This window comes from Pseudonocardia sp. ICBG1142, assembly GCF_020496255.1.
Lineage (GTDB): Bacteria > Actinomycetota > Actinomycetes > Mycobacteriales > Pseudonocardiaceae > Pseudonocardia.
This window is the reverse complement of sequence record NZ_JAHLJC010000030.1, coordinates 533,057-549,076: the sequence shown is the minus strand read 5'-3', so window position 1 is coordinate 549,076 and position 16,020 is coordinate 533,057. Positions and strand designations below refer to the sequence as shown.

Annotated in this window: 16 protein-coding genes and 1 pseudogene; 11 read left to right on the top strand and 6 right to left on the bottom strand. The window is 74.5% G+C overall.

Annotated features, from left to right (window positions below):
• The first annotated feature begins 5 nt into the window (after positions 1–5).
• The gene (locus tag KPL59_RS16745) at positions 6–1,220 is read left to right on the top strand and encodes an NAD(P)/FAD-dependent oxidoreductase (protein WP_226361346.1); all 1,215 of its coding nucleotides are present in this window, start codon (positions 6–8) and stop codon (positions 1,218–1,220) included.
• Here the strand turns inward: KPL59_RS16745 and KPL59_RS16740 are convergent.
• Positions 1,217–1,909 (bottom strand): TetR/AcrR family transcriptional regulator, encoded by a 693-nt coding sequence (locus KPL59_RS16740; RefSeq protein WP_075308972.1) that lies wholly within the window; start codon positions 1,907–1,909, stop codon positions 1,217–1,219. The two genes, KPL59_RS16745 and KPL59_RS16740, sit on opposite strands and share 4 nt — an antisense overlap.
• Before the next feature lie 191 nt (positions 1,910–2,100).
• Here KPL59_RS16740 and KPL59_RS16735 point away from each other — a divergent pair, with 191 nt between their 5' ends.
• Both KPL59_RS16735 and KPL59_RS16730 read left to right on the top strand, forming a co-directional pair.
• The gene (locus KPL59_RS16735; protein WP_226352255.1) at positions 2,101–2,505 is read left to right on the top strand and encodes a hypothetical protein; all 405 of its coding nucleotides are present in this window, start codon (positions 2,101–2,103) and stop codon (positions 2,503–2,505) included.
• Between the two features lie 51 nt (positions 2,506–2,556).
• Positions 2,557–3,369, top strand: coding sequence for a GntR family transcriptional regulator (locus KPL59_RS16730; protein WP_226361345.1), 813 nt, complete (start codon positions 2,557–2,559; stop codon positions 3,367–3,369).
• Between the two features lie 6 nt (positions 3,370–3,375).
• On the opposite strand, the gene KPL59_RS16725 is transcribed toward KPL59_RS16730, so the two are convergent.
• On the bottom strand, positions 3,376–4,518 hold the full coding sequence (locus tag KPL59_RS16725) for a TDT family transporter (protein WP_226361344.1): 1,143 nt from the start codon (positions 4,516–4,518) through the stop codon (positions 3,376–3,378).
• Positions 4,519–4,588: 70 nt separating this feature from the next.
• Between KPL59_RS16725 and KPL59_RS16720 the strand changes: the two genes are divergently transcribed.
• Positions 4,589–5,479 carry a LysR family transcriptional regulator gene (locus tag KPL59_RS16720; protein ID WP_308187898.1) on the top strand — a complete coding sequence of 297 codons (891 nt, stop codon included), beginning with the start codon at positions 4,589–4,591 and terminating at the stop codon, positions 5,477–5,479.
• 72 nt (positions 5,480–5,551) lie between these two features.
• Here the strand turns inward: KPL59_RS16720 and KPL59_RS16715 are convergent, their stop codons facing one another.
• The gene (locus tag KPL59_RS16715) at positions 5,552–5,965 is read right to left on the bottom strand and encodes an STAS domain-containing protein (protein WP_020627735.1); all 414 of its coding nucleotides are present in this window, start codon (positions 5,963–5,965) and stop codon (positions 5,552–5,554) included.
• A 174-nt stretch (positions 5,966–6,139) separates the two neighbouring features.
• On the opposite strand from KPL59_RS16715, the gene KPL59_RS35790 reads away from it, so the two are divergent.
• Both KPL59_RS35790 and KPL59_RS16710 read left to right on the top strand, forming a co-directional pair.
• Positions 6,140–6,265 carry a hypothetical protein gene (locus KPL59_RS35790; protein ID WP_255677151.1) on the top strand — a complete coding sequence of 42 codons (126 nt, stop codon included), beginning with the start codon at positions 6,140–6,142 and terminating at the stop codon, positions 6,263–6,265.
• 54 nt (positions 6,266–6,319) lie between these two features.
• Positions 6,320–7,285 carry a TIGR03557 family F420-dependent LLM class oxidoreductase gene (locus KPL59_RS16710; protein WP_149663612.1) on the top strand — a complete coding sequence of 322 codons (966 nt, stop codon included), beginning with the start codon at positions 6,320–6,322 and terminating at the stop codon, positions 7,283–7,285.
• 125 nt (positions 7,286–7,410) lie between these two features.
• On the opposite strand, the gene KPL59_RS16705 is transcribed toward KPL59_RS16710, so the two are convergent.
• The 3 genes and pseudogenes from KPL59_RS16705 to KPL59_RS16695 form a co-directional block, all read right to left on the bottom strand.
• The gene (locus KPL59_RS16705; RefSeq protein ID WP_043282049.1) at positions 7,411–8,823 is read right to left on the bottom strand and encodes an APC family permease; all 1,413 of its coding nucleotides are present in this window, start codon (positions 8,821–8,823) and stop codon (positions 7,411–7,413) included.
• Positions 8,824–9,223: 400 nt separating this feature from the next.
• Positions 9,224–9,595: pseudogene (gene mscL / locus KPL59_RS37725) on the bottom strand (large conductance mechanosensitive channel protein MscL); the annotation flags it as partial.
• A 148-nt stretch (positions 9,596–9,743) separates the two neighbouring features.
• Positions 9,744–10,514, bottom strand: coding sequence for a FadR/GntR family transcriptional regulator (locus KPL59_RS16695; protein ID WP_226352258.1), 771 nt, complete (start codon positions 10,512–10,514; stop codon positions 9,744–9,746).
• Positions 10,515–10,563: 49 nt separating this feature from the next.
• On the opposite strand from KPL59_RS16695, the gene KPL59_RS16690 reads away from it, so the two are divergent.
• The 5 genes from KPL59_RS16690 (at position 10,564) to KPL59_RS16670 (ending at position 16,018) form a co-directional block, all read left to right on the top strand.
• The gene (locus tag KPL59_RS16690) at positions 10,564–11,808 is read left to right on the top strand and encodes an MFS transporter (RefSeq protein WP_020623503.1); all 1,245 of its coding nucleotides are present in this window, start codon (positions 10,564–10,566) and stop codon (positions 11,806–11,808) included.
• A 159-nt stretch (positions 11,809–11,967) separates the two neighbouring features.
• Entirely contained in the window at positions 11,968–13,230 is a 1,263-nt protein-coding gene (trpB, locus tag KPL59_RS16685; protein ID WP_226352259.1) for a tryptophan synthase subunit beta, read from the top strand.
• Positions 13,230–14,024 (top strand): tryptophan synthase subunit alpha, encoded by a 795-nt coding sequence (gene trpA, locus KPL59_RS16680; RefSeq protein WP_226352260.1) that lies wholly within the window; start codon positions 13,230–13,232, stop codon positions 14,022–14,024. The genes trpB and trpA overlap by 1 nt, the downstream gene beginning before the upstream one ends.
• Positions 14,025–14,477: 453 nt before the next feature.
• Complete coding sequence (locus tag KPL59_RS16675; protein ID WP_158071556.1) at positions 14,478–14,645, top strand: hypothetical protein; 168 nt, start codon at positions 14,478–14,480, stop codon at positions 14,643–14,645.
• Positions 14,642–16,018 carry a ferric reductase-like transmembrane domain-containing protein gene (locus tag KPL59_RS16670; protein ID WP_226361343.1) on the top strand — a complete coding sequence of 459 codons (1,377 nt, stop codon included), beginning with the start codon at positions 14,642–14,644 and terminating at the stop codon, positions 16,016–16,018. The genes KPL59_RS16675 and KPL59_RS16670 overlap by 4 nt, the downstream gene beginning before the upstream one ends.
• Positions 16,019–16,020: the final 2 nt, after the last annotated feature.

Here is a 16,020-nt window from a genome sequence, read left to right as displayed (position 1 = left end):
ACACCGTGGAGCACCTCGTCGTCGTCGGTGCGTCGCTGGCCGGCATCCGGGCCGTCGAGGCGGCGCGCAAGGCCGGCCACCAGGGCGCCGTGACCCTCGTCGGGGCCGAGCGGCACCTGCCCTACGACCGCCCGCCGTTGTCGAAGGCCTTCCTCGACGACACCGGCGAGGAGCCGGCCGACCCGCGGTTCCGGACCGAGGAGCACCTGCGCCACGAGCTGGGGGTGGAGCTGCGCCTCGGCGTCCCGGCGACCTCGCTGGACACCGCGTCGAGGCTGGTCGGGCTCGGCAACGGCTCCGAGCTGGGCTACGACGCTCTGGTCGTCGCGACCGGCGGGGCGGCGCGGACGCTGCCCGGCACCGAGGACCTCTCCGGGGTGCACGCACTGCGGACCTGGGACGACGCGCTCGCCGTCCGCTCCGCGCTGGACGCGGGTGCCCGCACCGTCGTCATCGGTGCGGGGTTCATCGGCTCGGAGGTCGCGAGCTCGGCGCGCAAGCGCGGCCTGCCCGCGACGATCGTGGAGACCCTGCCGGTCCCGCTGGTGCGTTCGGTCGGCGAGGACATGGGCAAGGCCTGCGCCGACCTGCACCGCGCGCACGGCACCGACCTGCGCTGCGGAGAGACCGTCGACGGGCTGGAGTCCTCCGGCGGCGCGGTCACCGGGGTCCGCCTGGGGTCGGGCGAGATCGTCCCGGCGGACCTGGTCGTCGTCGGGATCGGGGTGTCCCCGTGCACCGGCTGGCTGGAGGGCTCGGGCGTCGAGCTGCACGAACGCGACCGCGGCGTGGTCGCCGACGCCACGCTGCGTGCCGCCGACGGGGTGTACGCCGCGGGCGACGTGGTGCACTTCCCGAACCACCTGTTCGACGGCGAGGTCATGCGGCTGGAGCACTGGACCACCGCCGCCGAGCAGGGCGCGGTGGCCGCCAGGAACGCGCTGGACCCGGCGAACGCCACCGAGCTCGGCACCGTTCCGTACTTCTGGTCGGACTGGTACTCCAGCCGGATCCAGTTCGTCGGCCGGCCCGCGGCCGACGAGATCCGGGTGGTGTCCTCCGAGCAGGGTGACGACCGCTTCCTCGCGCTCTACCGGCGCGGCGACCGGCTGGTCGGGACGATCACGATCGACCGGCCCACCCAGATCATGAAGTACAAGCGGCTGATCTCGAAGCGGGCGAGCTGGGCCGAGGCGCTGCAGTTCGCCGGGGTGGGCTAACCGTTCCGCTGGCCGTGCTGACCCGAGGCGTCCGCGGCATCGCCGTCGTCGACCTCGAGCATCCGGCGGGCCAGGCGCTTCCAGCTCGCGAGGTGCGGCTCGGTCTCGTGGTCGCGGGGGTTGATGGCGTAGGTCATCGCGACCCCGCGCATGCTGGTGAACAGCAGCTCGCGGCACTCGTCGAAGGCCGGGTGGCTGGACAGCGCGGGGCCGAACAGGGTGGCGACCACGTGGGCCACCGCGGTGCCGAGGCGCCGCTCTGCGGGGAGCAGCTCGGCACGGATGTCGTCGTTGGTGCGGGCCGCGACCCACAGCTCCATCGACGCCCAGAAGTACGGCTGCATGAACGTGCCCCACAGCAGCTCCACGGCCCGCTCACAGCGGGCGGTGCCGGTGGTCCCCCCGTACTCCGAGTCCACCACCCACTGCTCCATGTCGGCGATCCGCTCGGCGGCCAGGTGCTGCGCGGCCGCGATGAGCAGCGACTCGCGGCTCGGGAAGTGGTGCAGCAGCCGCCCGCGCGACACCCCCGCGCGCCGCTGCACGGTCACGGTCGTCGAGTGCGCGTGGCCGTGCTCGTACAGCTCGTCGAGGGCGGCCGCGAGGATGATGGCCCGGCTGCTGGCCCGGCGTTCGTCCTGCGTGCGGCGGGGGCGGGGCGAATGCGGTCCGCCCGCGGGGGAAGCCATGCCGGGGAGGGTAGCCCTCGGCGGCGTGACGGACGGCCGTACGTGCTGCTCCACCCGCCCCCGGGGTTCGTCGTCCGAGGGGGTGTCGATGATCGACGACGACACTCGTCCGCTCACATCGTGGGACGGGACGTAACACTCTCGGGTATCCGCTTCGATCACCAGAGTGACGTCGGACGTGAGGCGGGTGGATGGACAGCACCGGACCGTACGGGCGGTACTACGCGGAGCGCGCCGCGGCGGGTCAGCGCACCGTGCTGTGGCCGTGGCTGCTGCTGGCGCTGGTCGTACCGGTGGTGCTGCTGGGCGGCGCGTTCGTGAACGGCGACGACCGTGCCGAGGCGACCACCGTCCACCAGGCCGCGCCCGTCCCGGCGCGGGAGGCGACCGAGGGCGTGTACCGGGCCGGTCTCGACCTCGCACCGGGCACCTGGGCCACCGACGGTCCGACCCCGGGCCGGGAGTGCGGCTACACGCGCACCGGCGTGGACGGCACCGAGGTGTCCCGCGGGGTCCTGCACGGTCCGGCCGCCGCCCGGATCCTCGACGGCGAGTCGGTCGTCCTGACCGGCTCCTGCACCTGGTCGCTCCGCTGACCCGTCGGTCGGGATCGCCCGTCCGCGTGCCCGGTCCGTACATTCAGCGGGGTGCGTGACGCCGAGTCGGGACCGGTCCCCGGACCTGCCGTGCTCCGTCGCGAGCCGGGGCGGCTGCTCTGGGAGCAGCTGCTCGAGGACCTGCGCCGCCGCCTGGACTCCGACGCGTTCGCCCACGGCTTCCCCGGCGAGCTCGCCCTGGGCCGGGAGTACGGCGTCAGCAGGCACACCGTCCGCCAGGCGGTGAAGGTGCTGCGCGACGAGGGCCGCGTCGTCGGGACGCGGGGCCGGCCGTCGCGGCAGGCGGCGCCGGTCGAGACCGCCCAGCGCCTGGGCGCGCTGTACAGCATCCACGAGTCCGTCCGGGCCATGGGCCTGGAGCAGCGCAGCGTCGTGCGCTCGCTGGACGTCCGCGCCGACGGCGTGGTCGCGGCGCGGCTCGGTCTGGAGGAGTCGACACCGCTGGTGCACCTGGAACGGCTGCGGCTGGCCGGTGGGGAGCCGCTCGCGCTGGACCGGGTGTGGCTCCCGCACGACCTGGCCGCGCCGCTGCTGCACGCCGACTTCACCGGGGTCGCCCTCTACCAGCGCTACGCCGAGCTGTGCGGCGTGGTGCTCACCGGCGGCCACGAGACCATCGCGCCGATCCTGCCCACCCCCGCCGAACACCGGCTGCTGGGCGGGAGCCCGTCGACCGCCGCGTTCTCGGTGTCCCGGCTCGGCAGCGCGAAGGGGCGCCCGGTCGAGTGGCGCCGCCCGCTGGTGCGCGGGGACCGCTTCGTGCTGCGGGCCGACTTCTCCACCCGCGACGGCTACCAGCTCGACTTGCTCAAGGACCCCGACCGCAGCGACCCGCGTCGCTGAACGCCCCTATGCGGGGCGAGCAGGTTCGGAGCGGGCGAGCGCACCGTGCACGGTCCGGGCCCCGACGAGGAGCCAGGCCGCCACCAGCAGCACGTACAGCGCTGTCGCGACGACGGCGAGCGCCGGCGTTTCCAGCCGTTCCACCAGCAGGTTCGTGCCGGTCACGCAGGTCCCCAGCGGGAAGGTGAAGCTCCACCAGGTCAGCGTGAACGGCAGTCCCCGCCGGATGGTCCGCAGGGTCACTGCGGCCGCGAGCGCCAGCCACAGCATCGCGAACCCCCACACCGGGACTCCGTAGACCACCGCGATCACCGCCGCGGCGCCCGCGTACGGCTCCGGCACGCTGCCGGGCGCGGCGTTCGCCAGGAGCCCGGCCGCGGTGACCGACTGGCCGAGCACGATCCACAGGGTGGGGACGGCCGCCGCCGGTCCGGTCCCGTGCACGACGAGCCGGTGCCAGATCTGCGGGAGCAGGGCCAGCGTCGCGAACAGGCTCATCCCGAACAGCGCGACGCAGGCGAGCAGCAGCGTGGTGCGGCCCTGGCCCGGCGCCAGGTGCACGACGAGCAGCGCCCCGTCCGCGGCCGACACCATCGGCGGCACCACCGGCAGCAGCCACGCGGGGGACACCGCGTCCGGCCCGACCGTGTGCCGGGTGATCATCAGATACGGCACGCCGACCGCGGTGACCAGCCCGAACACCGTCCCGACGAGCCACAGCACCGCGCTCGTCGCGAGCGCGGCCGGAGCGCCGAGCACGGCAGGGCCGAACTGGACCGCGCCGGCGCCGACCGTCATGAAGGCCATCGCGACCGCGCCGTAGGACTGCACGGCCACCGGGTCCGCGGCGTGCGCGCGGGCCCGCTCGGGGGAGCGCACCCGGTGCGCCACCGCCGCGGCCACGAGCACCACCAGCAGTGCCGAGGCCAGGCCCCACACCCCGGTCGCCCACGCGGTCAGCAGCGGGGAGCGGAACGGCAGCGTCGCGGCGGCCCCGCCGACGATCCCGGTGCCCATCACCGCGGCGAACCAGTTCGGCCCGAACGAGCGGACCGCGTCGCCAGGGGTGTCGAGCCCGCGCAGCAGCCCGAGGCGGACGAACGCGTGCGGCGGAGCGGCCGCGGCCGGGGGACGGAGGTGCGTGGTCATGTCCCCACGGTCGGCCGGTCGGTGACCGGGCGGTACCCGTCGCGGCGTTGCGGAGTCACAATCAGAGGTTGTGACCCTGTCCCCGCGCGTCGCCGACCTCGTGCCCTACGACCTGCTGGTCTCGGTCGCCACCCTGGGGAGCATGGGCAGGGCCGCCGCGGCCCACGGCATCTCCCAGGCCGCGGTCAGCGCCCGGGTCAGGACACTCGAGGCCGCACTCGGGCTGACCCTGCTGGAGCGGTCGCCGCGCGGTACCCGGCTCACACCGGACGGGGCGCTCGTCGTCGAACGGGCGCGGGCCGTGCTGGACGCCGCGCACGCCCTGGACGAGGGCGTCGCCGCGCTGCGCACCGACCGGGCGGCCCGGCTGCGGGTGGCCGCCAGCTTCACCGTCGCGGAGTACCTGCTGCCCCGCTGGCTGGTCGCGCTGCGCGCCGAGCTGCCCGGCACCGCGGTCACGCTGACCTCGCACAACACCGCCGAGGTGGTCGACGACGTCCGCTCCGGCGACGCCGACCTCGGGTTCGTCGAGGGCCCGGACCTGCCCGCCGACCTCGACGGCCAGGTCGTCGGGCGGGACCGGCTGGTGCTCGTCGTCGCGCCGGACCACCCGTGGGCCCGGCGCCGCGCGGTGGACGCGTCGCGGCTCGCGACGACGCCGCTGGTGGCCCGCGAGCCCGGCTCGGGCACCCGGGAGTTCCTGGAGCGCGCCCTCGGGGACGTCGCGCCGCCGGTGCTGGAGCTCGGCTCGACGACGGCGATCAAGAACGCGGTCGCGGGCGGCGCGGGCCCGGCGGTGATCAGCGGTCTGGCGGTGGCGGCCGAGGTGGCGGCCGGAACGCTGCGGACGGTCCCGGTGCGCGGCGCCGACCTGCAGCGACGCCTGCGCGCCGCCTGGCGGCGGGGCCGCGCGCCGTCCGGGCCCGCGCTGGTCCTGGTGCGGCTCGCGGCTCACCGATGACCGGTTCCGGGGCACCGCAGGTTCCCGGCCGCGCCGGACGGGCGCCGCGGACGGGACCGTCGAGGTGCAGGCTCAGCAGGCAGCCAGGGCCGTGTCGAGGTCCGGGTACCAGGTGATGACCTGGTCCAGCCCGGTCATCCGCACCGGTCGGATCACCGCCCGGTTGTCCGGGCCGGTGACCCCGTCCAGGCGGACCCCGGCCTCGCCGGCCGCCCGCGAGGACCGGACCACCGCCGTCAGACCGTGCGACCCGAGGAACCCGACGCCGGACAGGTCCAGCAGGGCCCGCGCCGGTCGCGTCTGGTGGAGCATCTCCGACATCCGCACCCGGATCGCCTCGGCCTCGGCGAGGTCGACCTCGCCGATCACCTCGAGGACGGTCACCCCGGGCGCCGGGGTGTGCTCGCGCAGGCTCACCCGGGAGTGCGGTTCCGGCCAGCTGCCCGTGTGGCCGAGCCGCCGGCGGTCGGGCTCGGCCGCCGTCACGACGGCCGCCCGACGCCGGGCACCCCTGGCCGGCGACCCCGCCTGCCCGATGGGGCGGGGCCGCGTGTCCGGGGACGTGCGGCCGAGTTTCCGATGGGCTCACCGTACCGGGCCCGGGTCGGTTGTCCACCGGTCGACCTGCAGGATCCCGGCCCGAGGGACAGTCTTCACCGGGTGACCACCTCCGCATCACCGCGGCCGGAGGACCCGGCCGGCGACGGGGCCGTGACCGTCGTGCGGCGCGGGCCGGCGGGCGCCGGCACACCCGCCGGGACGATCGTCCGGCCGCCGCAGGAGTGATCCGCCGCCCGCCGGGAATCCCGTCGGGGCACACCCGAGGAGAGGACACCCGTCGTGCAGATCGGCTTCAAGCTCTTCGCCGAGGCCTACACACCGCAGGAGATGGTCCGTCAGGCCGTCCGTGCCGAGGAGGCCGGTTTCGACTTCGTCGAGATCTCCGACCACTACCACCCGTGGCTGGAGAGCCACGGCCACTCCGGGTTCGCCTGGTCGATCCTCGCCGCCATCGCGATGCGGACCGAGCGGATCGGCCTGGCCACCGGGGTGACCTGCCCGACGATCCGCTACCACCCGGCGATCATCGCCCAGGCCGCGGCGACGACCGCGCTGCTGTCCGAGGGCCGGTTCACCCTCGGCGTCGGCTCGGGCGAGCAGCTGTCCGAGCACGTCACCGGACATCCGTGGCCGGTCGTCGGCGTGCGGCACGTGATGCTCCGCGAGGCGCTGGAGATCATCCGGCTGCTGTGGACCGGTGGCTACCGGACCTACCGCGGCACCCACCTGTCCGTCGAGGACGCGCGGGTGTTCGACCTGCCGGAGACGCTGCCGGACATCGTCGTCGCCGCGGGTGGGCCGAAGGCGGCCCGGATCGCCGGTGAGCTGGGTGACGGCCTGTTCGCCACCGAGCCCCGCACCGACCTGATCGACGCCTACACCGCCGCAGGCGGCACCGGTTCCCGCTGGGCCGAGGTCCCGCTGGCCTACGCCGGAACCGTCGACGCGGCGCTGGAGTCGGCGCACCGGCTGTTCCGGTTCGGCCCGACCGGCTGGAAGATCCAGGCCGAGCTGCCCAACGTGCGCAACTTCGAGGCGGCGACGGCCTTCGTCCGTCAGGAGGACATGGCCGACGCGTTCGGAGCGGGCCCGGACGTCGAGGCCCACGTCGCGACGGTGCAGGGCTTCGCCGACGCGGGCTACGACCGGCTCGCGCTGATCAGCGCCGGACCGGACGTCGACGAGTTCTTCACCTTCTACGAGGAGCAGCTCGCCGGCCGCCTGCGCGACCTCGCCGGCCGGTGACCACGGATCGGGCACCGGACGGGTCGGCGTGCGACGTGTCCGGTGCCCGACCGTGACCACGGCCGGTCGGTCCTACGGTCCCGGTGACCGCGCCGCGGCAGGCACCGGGACGAGCGGGCCCCTCGTCAGCCGTCCAGCTTCGACGGGTCCAGGGTCGCCGTCTTCACCCCGAGGCTGCGGTTGAGCAGCAGGGTGATCCCGTAGAGGACCAGGCCGAGCAGGAGCAGCAGCCCGGCCAGCTCGTACTGGATCGCGTCCCGCCCGGAGAAGGGCAGGACCAGGTACAGGCTCGCGACCGCGCCGACGATCGGCAGTCCGGGCGGGGCCCGGAAGTGGTCCTCGGCGATCCGGTCGCGGCGCAGCACCAGCACCGCGATGTTGACGATCGTGAACACCGCGAGCAGCAGCAGCGACGTGGTGCCGCCGAGCGCGGAGACGACGTCGGAGTCCGAGTCGAGCGACACGTAGCTGATCAGGGCGAACGAGATCAGCGTCGTGAAGATGATCGACACCCACGGCGTGCGGCGGAACGGGTGCACCCTGGCCAGCGGCTTGGGCAGCACGGCCTGGTTGGCCATCCCGTAGAGCAGCCGCGATGCCATCAGCATGTTGATCAGGGCCGAGTTGGCGACGGCGAACATCGAGATGAACGGCAGCACGACGTCGGCCGGGATGCCGGGGGCGCCGGCGCGGACGACCTCGACCAGCGGCGTCTCGCTCGCGGCCAGCGGGCCGACCGGGACCAGCGCCACCGAGCAGATGGCGACGAGCACGTAGATGATCCCGGTGACGGTCAGGCCGGTGATCATGATCTTGGGGAAGATGCGGCGCGGCTCGTGGCACTCCTCGGCCATGTTCACCGAGTCCTCGAAGCCGACCATCGCGAAGAACGCGAGCGAGGTCGCCGAGGTGACGGCGAGGAACACCCCCTTGTCCTCCGGGGTGTCGAAGGCGACCACGCGCGACCAGTCGGCGTCGCCGCCGGCGATGGCGTAGATCCCGATCAGGATCACCAGGAGCAGGCCGGACAGCTCGACCAGGGTGAGCACCACGTTGAGCTTCACGCTCTCGCCGACGCCGCGGAAGTTCACCAGCGCGACCAGCAGCATGAAGCCGAGCGCGATCAGGACGATCCCGCCGTTGCCCAGGTCCAGCCCGAAGCCCTCGTTCAGGTTCGCCGCGAACGCCCGTGACGCCGTCGACGCCGAGGTGATCCCCGAGCTCATCACCACGAAGGTGACCATGAAGGTCAGGAAGTGGATGCCGAACGCCTTGTGCGTGTAGAGCGCCGCACCCGCCGCCTGCGGGTACTTGGTGACGAGCTCCAGGTAGGAGAACGCGGTGATCATGGCGACGGCGAAGGCGACCAGGAACGGCACCCACGCCGCCCCGCCGACCTCCTCGGCGACCTGACCGACCAGGGCGTAGATCCCGGTACCCAGGATGTCGCCGATGATGAACAGCAGCAGCAGCTTGGGCCCCATGACGCGCTTCAGCCCGGGACCGTCCTCCGCCACCTGCGTCGTGGCTTCCGCCATCGTGCCGTGCTCCCCTCCGCGGCGGCCCGGTGCCGCCCGCGACCGGGCCAGCCTGGTGGGGGGTTCGTGCCGTGTCGAGTCGAAAGGGCGGCGTGTTTCCTCCGGAACGAGTGTGTGTGCCGTCGGCCACCGGACGGCCACCCTCCGATGTCTGCTCGCGGGCCGTCGGGCGGCGCCCCGGAGAGGATCGGGCTCAGCCGCGGTGGCGGGGCCGGCGCGGAGTGTCCGGGTAGGGCTCGGGGTGGCCGTCGTCGACCGGGCCGGGCCGGGGTGCCGGCGGCGGAGGCAGCGGACGGCCCTGCGGCGAGCCGGGCGGCACCGGCGGCGCCGGCGCCGTTGGCTGCCCGACGGCACCGGGCGATGGCGCGAGGGTCCGCTCGCGGTCCCGCTCGGCCTGGTCGCGGAGCAGGTCGCGGATCTCCTTGAGCAGGTCCAGGTCGGTCTCGAGGGCCGGGTCCTCCGCGTCGCGCCTGCGGCGGTCCTGGAGCCACTTCATCGGGAAGACGACCAGGAAGTAGATGACCGCGGCGGTGATCAGGAAGGTGATGACGGCGTTGAGGAAGCTCGCGTAGTCGAGCTGCACCTCGTCGGTCAGCGGGATCGTGCCCGGGGGCACGGCGTTCTCCCCGCCGGAGAACAACCGGAGCAGCGGCTCCAGGAACGCCTTGGTGAAGGCGGTGACCACGGACGTGAACGCCGCACCGATGACGACGGCGACGGCCAGGTCGATCACGTTGCCGCGCAGCAGGAATTCCTTGAAGCCCTTCAGCACGCCGGAGCACTCCTCGGGGTCGGGGGCGGGGTGGGTCCGGCGCAGGAGGGTAACCGGACCGGGACCGCCGCGCCGGGCCTGCGGCTGCCCGGTGCCGCCCGGTGCCGCCCGGTGCCGCCCGGTGCAGCACCGGCCCGGGCGGTGGGGGTCAGGCGGTGGGGCCGGCCCCGGCGGCCGGAGCGTCCGTGCGGGAGGGGGCGTCCGGGACGCCCGGGCGGGCGGCGATGAGCCGGTCCAGGAAGTCCCCGGCCTCGCGGGCGGCGCGGTCCACGTCGCCGTCGGCGATGGCATCGACGATCCCGGTGTGCGAGATGTCGTCGTCGGTGCCCGCGGTGCCGGGCATCGTGGTCTTCACGCTGTCCGCGACCGCCTCCACCACGCCCCGGTAGAGCTCGACGAGCAGGCTGTTGCCCGCACAGCGGACGACGGCGACGTGGAAGTCGGTGTCGGCGCGCGCGGCGAGCTCCACGTCCGCGGTGTCCGGCTCCTCACCGCGACGGCCGCACTCCGCGACGGCGGCGACGGCCCGGTCGCGCTCGGCCAGCGCGGCCCGCAGGACGGTCAGGTCGGCGTCGGTCCGGCGGGCGGCCGCCATCCGGGCCGCCTCGACCTCCAGGGTGCGGCGGACCTCCAGCACCTCGCGCAGCTCCGGGCCGCACAGCGTGCGCAGCGCCCCGGACAGCTCGGTGGTGGCCCGCACGTAGGTGCCGTCGCCCTGGCGCACCTCCAGTAGACCGCCGTGGGAGAGGGCACGGACGGCCTCGCGGACGGTGTTCCGGCCGACCTCCAGCGACGAGGCCAGCTCCGACTCCGGCGGGATCCGGGCGCCGACCGGCCACTCACCGCCGGTGATGGCGGAACGGAGCTGGCCGATGACCTGGTCGACCAGGCCACCGCGGCGCGCTGTGACGAGAGGCACCGGAACATCCTTCCATCCGAACATCCTACGTCTGTAACAATACTGTTTCGTGAGCATTGCTGAGCAGGAGACACGCGCGGAGGAGACCATCGCCACCGGACGGGCCGAGGACATCGGGCCGTCGCGCCGTGGTGCGCTCGTCGGGACCCCCCTGCTCGTCGTCGGGGTGGCGCTCGCCGCCGCGAACCTCCGCCCGGCCGTGACCTCGATGTCCTCGGTGCTCGGCGAGGTCCGCGACGGCCTCGGTGCCTCGGCGATCTGGGCCAGCGTGCTCACCGCCGTCCCCACCATCTGCTTCGGTCTCGCCGCGATCGCGGCCCCGCTGCTCGCCCGTCGCCTCGGCACGGCCCGCGCGATCGGCCTGGCGATGGCGGTCCTGACCGCGGGGCTCGTGCTGCGCGTCGTCGACGGCCCGTGGGTCGTGCTCGGCGGCACCTTCGTCGCCGCGGCGGGCATCGCGATCGGCAACGTGCTGATCCCGGTGGTGGTCAAGCAGTCCTTCCCGCACGCCGTCGGCCGGGTCACCGGCATCTACACCGCGGCGCTGGCCGCGGGTGGCGGGATCGGCGCGGCGTTCACCCCGCCGCTGGAGCCGCTGCTCGGCGGCTGGCGCGGCGCGGTCGGGGCGTGGGCGCTGCTGTCGCTGGCCGCACTCGTCGTGTGGGCCGCCGGGGCCCGGCACGGCGAGCCGGAGCCGGTCGTGCGCACCGCGGAGGCCGTGGAGCGACGCCCGATGGTGCGCCGCCCGCTGGCCTGGGTGGTCACCGCGTTCTTCGGGCTGCAGGCCTGCGTCGCCTACGTCGCGATGGGCTGGCTGTCGGAGCTGTTCGTCTCGGTCGGGGTGACCCGCACCGACGCCGGCCTGATGCTCGCCCTGATCAACCTCATCGGCATCCCGCTGAGCTTCATCATCCCGCCGATCGCGCTGAACCGGCCGTCGCAGTCGGGCTGGATCGTCGGGCTCGCCTGCTGCTCGCTGGCCGCCGTCGCCGGGCTCGCGATCGCCCCGGCCGCCGCGCCGTGGCTGTGGACGGTCCTGCTCGGCACCGGCATGGCGGTCTTCCCGCTGGGGCTCGGCGTGATCGCGCTGCGCACCCGCGAGTCCGCCGAGACCACCGACCTGTCGGCGATGGCGCAGGGCTTCGGCTACCTCATCGGCGCGGCGGGTCCGTTCCTGTTCGGGGTCCTGCACGGCGCCACCGGTTCCTGGACGCCGTCGCTGGTGCTGCTCGGCGTGGTGATCGTCGTCGAGATGGTGCTGGGCTGGGTCGCGGGACGCCCGCGACTCGTCTGAAGGCCGGCCGCGCGGCACCGTCGCGGTGATATATGAGAGCCCCCGGTGCCGCGTCCGGCGTCGTGGGCCCGGTGTACCGTCGTGGACGTCCGATCTCCCGGCGCATCCCCGCCCGGCGGCGGCCCGAGATCGGGGTCCTCGATCCGTCAGGGAGTACTCGTGACCGACACCGCCCTTCCCCCGGCCGGGGACACGGCGCGGCTGGTCGACCAGACCGGCCCGTACTTCGGCCGCTTCGGCGGCCGCTACGTCCCGGAGGCGCTGGTCGCCGCGCTGGACGAGCTCGAGCAGGCCTACCACGCGGCGATGACCGACGAGGCCTTCCAGGCCGAGCTCGCCGAGCTGCACCGCACCTACTCGGGGCGGCCCAGCCTGCTCACCGAGGCGCCGCGGTTCGCTGCGCACGCGGGCGGTGCACGCATCCTGCTCAAGCGGGAGGACCTGAACCACACCGGCTCGCACAAGATCAACAACGTGCTGGGCCAGGCTCTTCTCACCAAGCGGATGGGCAAGACCCGGGTCATCGCGGAGACCGGCGCCGGGCAGCACGGTGCCGCCTCGGCCACCGCCGCGGCCCTGATGGGGCTGGAGTGCGTCGTCTACATGGGCGAGGTCGACACCGAGCGCCAGGCGCTCAACGTCGCCCGGATGCGCATGCTCGGCGCCGAGGTCCGCCCGGTCACCTCGGGCACGCGCACCCTCAAGGACGCGATGAACGAGGCGATGCGCGACTGGGTCACCAACGTGGCCGACACGCACTACCTCATCGGCTCGGTCGCCGGGCCGCACCCGTTCCCGGCGATGGTGCGCGACTTCCAGCGGATCATCGGGGTCGAGGCCCGCCAGCAGGTCCAGGACCTGACCGGTGCGCTGCCCGACCTGGTGTGCGCCTGTGTCGGCGGCGGCTCCAACGCGATGGGCATCTTCCACGCCTTCCTCGACGACACCTCGGTCGAGCTGGTCGGCTTCGAGGCCGGCGGCGACGGCGTCGACACCCCGCGGCACGCGTCGTCGATCGGCGGCGGCGACGTCGGGGTCCTGCACGGCTCGCGCAGCTTCATCCTCCAGGACGAGGACGGCCAGACCCGCGACTCGCACTCCATCTCCGCCGGTCTGGACTACCCGGGCGTCGGCCCGGAGCACTCCTGGCTGCACGACATGAAGCGCGCCCGCTACGAGTCGGTCACCGACGCCGAGGCGATGGACGCCTTCCGCCTGCTCTGCCGCACCGAGGGCATCATCCCGGCCATCGAGAGCGCGCACGCGCTGGCCGGTGCGCTGCGCGAGGCGAAGCGCCTGGGCGAGGGCAAGGTCGTGCTGGTCAACCTGTCCGGCCGTGGCGACAAGGACGTCGACACCGCGGCGAAGTACTTCCAGCTCATCGACGACGAGGGCAACGCCGTGACGGACGGAGCGGTCTGATGGCCAGCGTGCAGCAGCGGATCGAGGCGGTCCGGGCCGAGGGCCGCGCCGCACTGGTCGGGTACCTGCCGGTCGGCTTCCCGACCGTCGAGGGCTCGGTCGAGGCGATGCGGGCGATGGTCGCGGGCGGCGTCGACGTCGTCGAGGTCGGACTGCCCTACTCCGACCCGCTGATGGACGGCCCGGTCATCCAGCGCGCCACCCAGCAGGCGCTGGACAACGGCGCCCGCTCCCGCGACGCGTTCACCGCCGTCCGCGGGGTCGTCGACGCCGGCGCGCCGGCGCTGGTCATGAGCTACTGGAACCTCGTCGACCGCTACGGCATCGAGCGGTTCGCCGCCGACCTCGCCGAGGCGGGCGGCTCCGGTCTGATCACGCCCGACCTGCTGCCCGACGACTGCGACGAGTGGCTCGCCGCGTCGGAGAAGCACGACCTCGACCGGGTCTTCCTGGTCGCCCAGACCACCACCCCCGAGCGGATGCGGATGACCGTCGGCGCGAGCCGTGGCTTCCTCTACGCCGCGTCGCTGATGGGCGTCACCGGCGTCCGCTCGGTCGGCGTCGAGGCCCGTGACCTGGTCACCCGCGCGCGGGAGCACGCGACCCTGCCGGTGTGCGTCGGCCTGGGTGTGCGGACCGCGGAGCAGGCGGCCGACGTCGCCTCCTACGCCGACGGCGTCATCGTCGGCACGGCGTTCGTGCAGGCCTTGGAGTCCGGTGGGCCGTCCGCGGTCGAGTCGCTCGCCCGCGAGCTCGCCGAGGGCGTGCGCGCGGGGGAGCGCGTCTCCGCCTGACGGAGTCACCCGGCCGCGCCCCGGCCAGGGGCGCGGCCGTGCCGTCCGACCTGCCGTCCGACCGCGGCGCCACGAGGGTGTTCCGTGGTCGACCGCCGGGCTCGGGCCCGCCGCGGCCGGGCGCGGACGTGCCGCCGCCGTCGGCCCCGTCCTCGGCCCTGCGCGTGCCGTCGGAGGCCGATCGGACGGGACCAGCGGTGGTCGCGCGCGGTGAGCGTGAGGTCCCTGAGAGTCGTCGCGGCGGTCGGCCGTAGGTCGGTAGGCCGACCGGAGCGATCGGACCCCGCCCGCCGGACGGCGACGACCGGACGGCGGCGGGTGCTCTCAGGAACGCAACCCCGCCGCGGTGGGGTTCCTATGTTCGTGTCACCGCACCGCGGCCCGCTCCCCTCGGACGCCGTGGCGGTGGCCGGGGCTCCCCACCCGGCCGGTTCCACGAACCGGAGTGATCCGATGACCCGCCCCGCCCTGCGCGGACGCACCCCCGGCGTCCGCGCGACCGCAGCGTCGCACCCACGACCGGCCCGAGGCCGGTCGGTGACGGTCCACCGCTCGCGCACCCACCACCCCCGCCCGCTGCGGGCACCCTCACCGGCCGGGCGCACGCCCGGCGACCGGTGAACCGCCCGGTTCCGCATCCGGTCACCGCACCTCTGCGGCGGGACACCCCGCCGCCCGCCGACGCCTGGCTGGCGCACCGCCGCGCCCGCACGGTGTGGGGGTCCGTGCTGGTCACGGTCCTCGTCGGCCCGTCGCTGATCTGGATGCTCCGTTCCGGGCCGCAGCCGCTGCTGCACCAGCTCTCGGTCCTGACCGGGCTGCTCGCGCTGTCGGCGATGGTGATCGTCGCGGTGTTGCCGTCCCGGGTGCGCGGACTCTCCGGAGCCCTCGGCCTGGAGACCCTGCTCGGCCTGCACCGCAGGCTCGGTGTGCTGGCCGGGGTGCTCGTCGCCCTGCACCTGGCCTGTGTGGTGGCCGACCACCCGGAACGCGTCGGGCTGCTCGTGCCGTTCGCCGCGCCGGCCCGCGGCCAGGCCGCCACCCTCGCGACGGTCGCGGTCGTCGTGCTGCTGGTGCTCGCGCTGCGCGGGGTCCGGACCGGCTCGCACGAGGTGTGGCGCTGGCTGCACCTGAGCCTGGCCGCGGTCGTCGTCGGCGCGTCGTCGCTGCACGTGCTGTGGCTGAACAACCTGGTCGGCGACGCCGTCATGGGGCCGGTGCTCGGCGGGCTCGGCCTGCTGCTGGTCGCGGTCCTGGTGCTCCGCTGGGGTGCCCGCGCGGCGACCGGCGAGTTCCGGGTGCACGTCGTGCGCCCGGAGAGCCCGACCGTGTCGACCCTCGTGCTCGCCCGGCCCGGCCGGCACGCCGGGCCGTGGTTCCGGCCCGGCCAGTTCGCCTGGCTGCGGCTGGAGCGGATGTCGGTGGAGGAGCACCCGTTTACGATCGCCTCGTCGGCGGCCGACGGTGGGCGGGTCGAGTTCACCGTCCGGCACACCGGCGACTTCGCCGGGCGGCTGCGCGAGCTGCGCCGCGGCGACCCGGTCTGGGTGGACGGCCCGTACGGCTCGTTCACCCCGGACTCGGTGCCGTCGACCGGGCTCGTGCTGATCGCGGGCGGCGTCGGGATCACGCCGATGATGAGCATGCTGCGCACCGCAGCCGACCGCGACGACCGGCGGCCGTACCGGCTGGTCGTGCACGCCCGCGACCGCGCCGACCTGCTGTTCCGGGCCGAGCTCGCGCACCTGCGCACACTGATCGACCTGCAGGTCACCGAGGTGCTGCGCCGCCCGTCCGCGGACTGGGCCGGGGCCACCGGGCCGATCGACACCGCGCTGCTCGCCGCCGTCCTGACCGATCTCGACGACCCGGCCCGCCGCCTCGACTACTTCGTCTGCGGCCGGCCGCAGCTCGTCGGCGCCGTCCTCGCCACCCTCACCGCGCTCGGTGTCCCGGACGACCGGGTGCACACCGAGCAGTTCGCCCAGGTCTGAGA

Bases quoted from the DNA above. Each gene is read 5' to 3' on its own strand.
- KPL59_RS16675 (WP_158071556.1), top strand. From the start codon at position 14,478: ATGACCCGCCCCGCCCTGCGCGGACGCACCCCCGGCGTCCGCGCGACC.
- KPL59_RS16735 (WP_226352255.1), top strand. From the start codon at position 2,101: ATGGACAGCACCGGACCGTACGGGCGGTACTACGCGGAGCGCGCCGCG.
- KPL59_RS16725 (WP_226361344.1), bottom strand. From the start codon at position 4,518: ATGACCACGCACCTCCGTCCCCCGGCCGCGGCCGCTCCGCCGCACGCG.
- KPL59_RS16705 (WP_043282049.1), bottom strand. From the start codon at position 8,823: ATGGCGGAAGCCACGACGCAGGTGGCGGAGGACGGTCCCGGGCTGAAG.
- trpA (WP_226352260.1), top strand. From the start codon at position 13,230: ATGGCCAGCGTGCAGCAGCGGATCGAGGCGGTCCGGGCCGAGGGCCGC.
- KPL59_RS16740 (WP_075308972.1), bottom strand. From the start codon at position 1,909: ATGGCTTCCCCCGCGGGCGGACCGCATTCGCCCCGCCCCCGCCGCACG.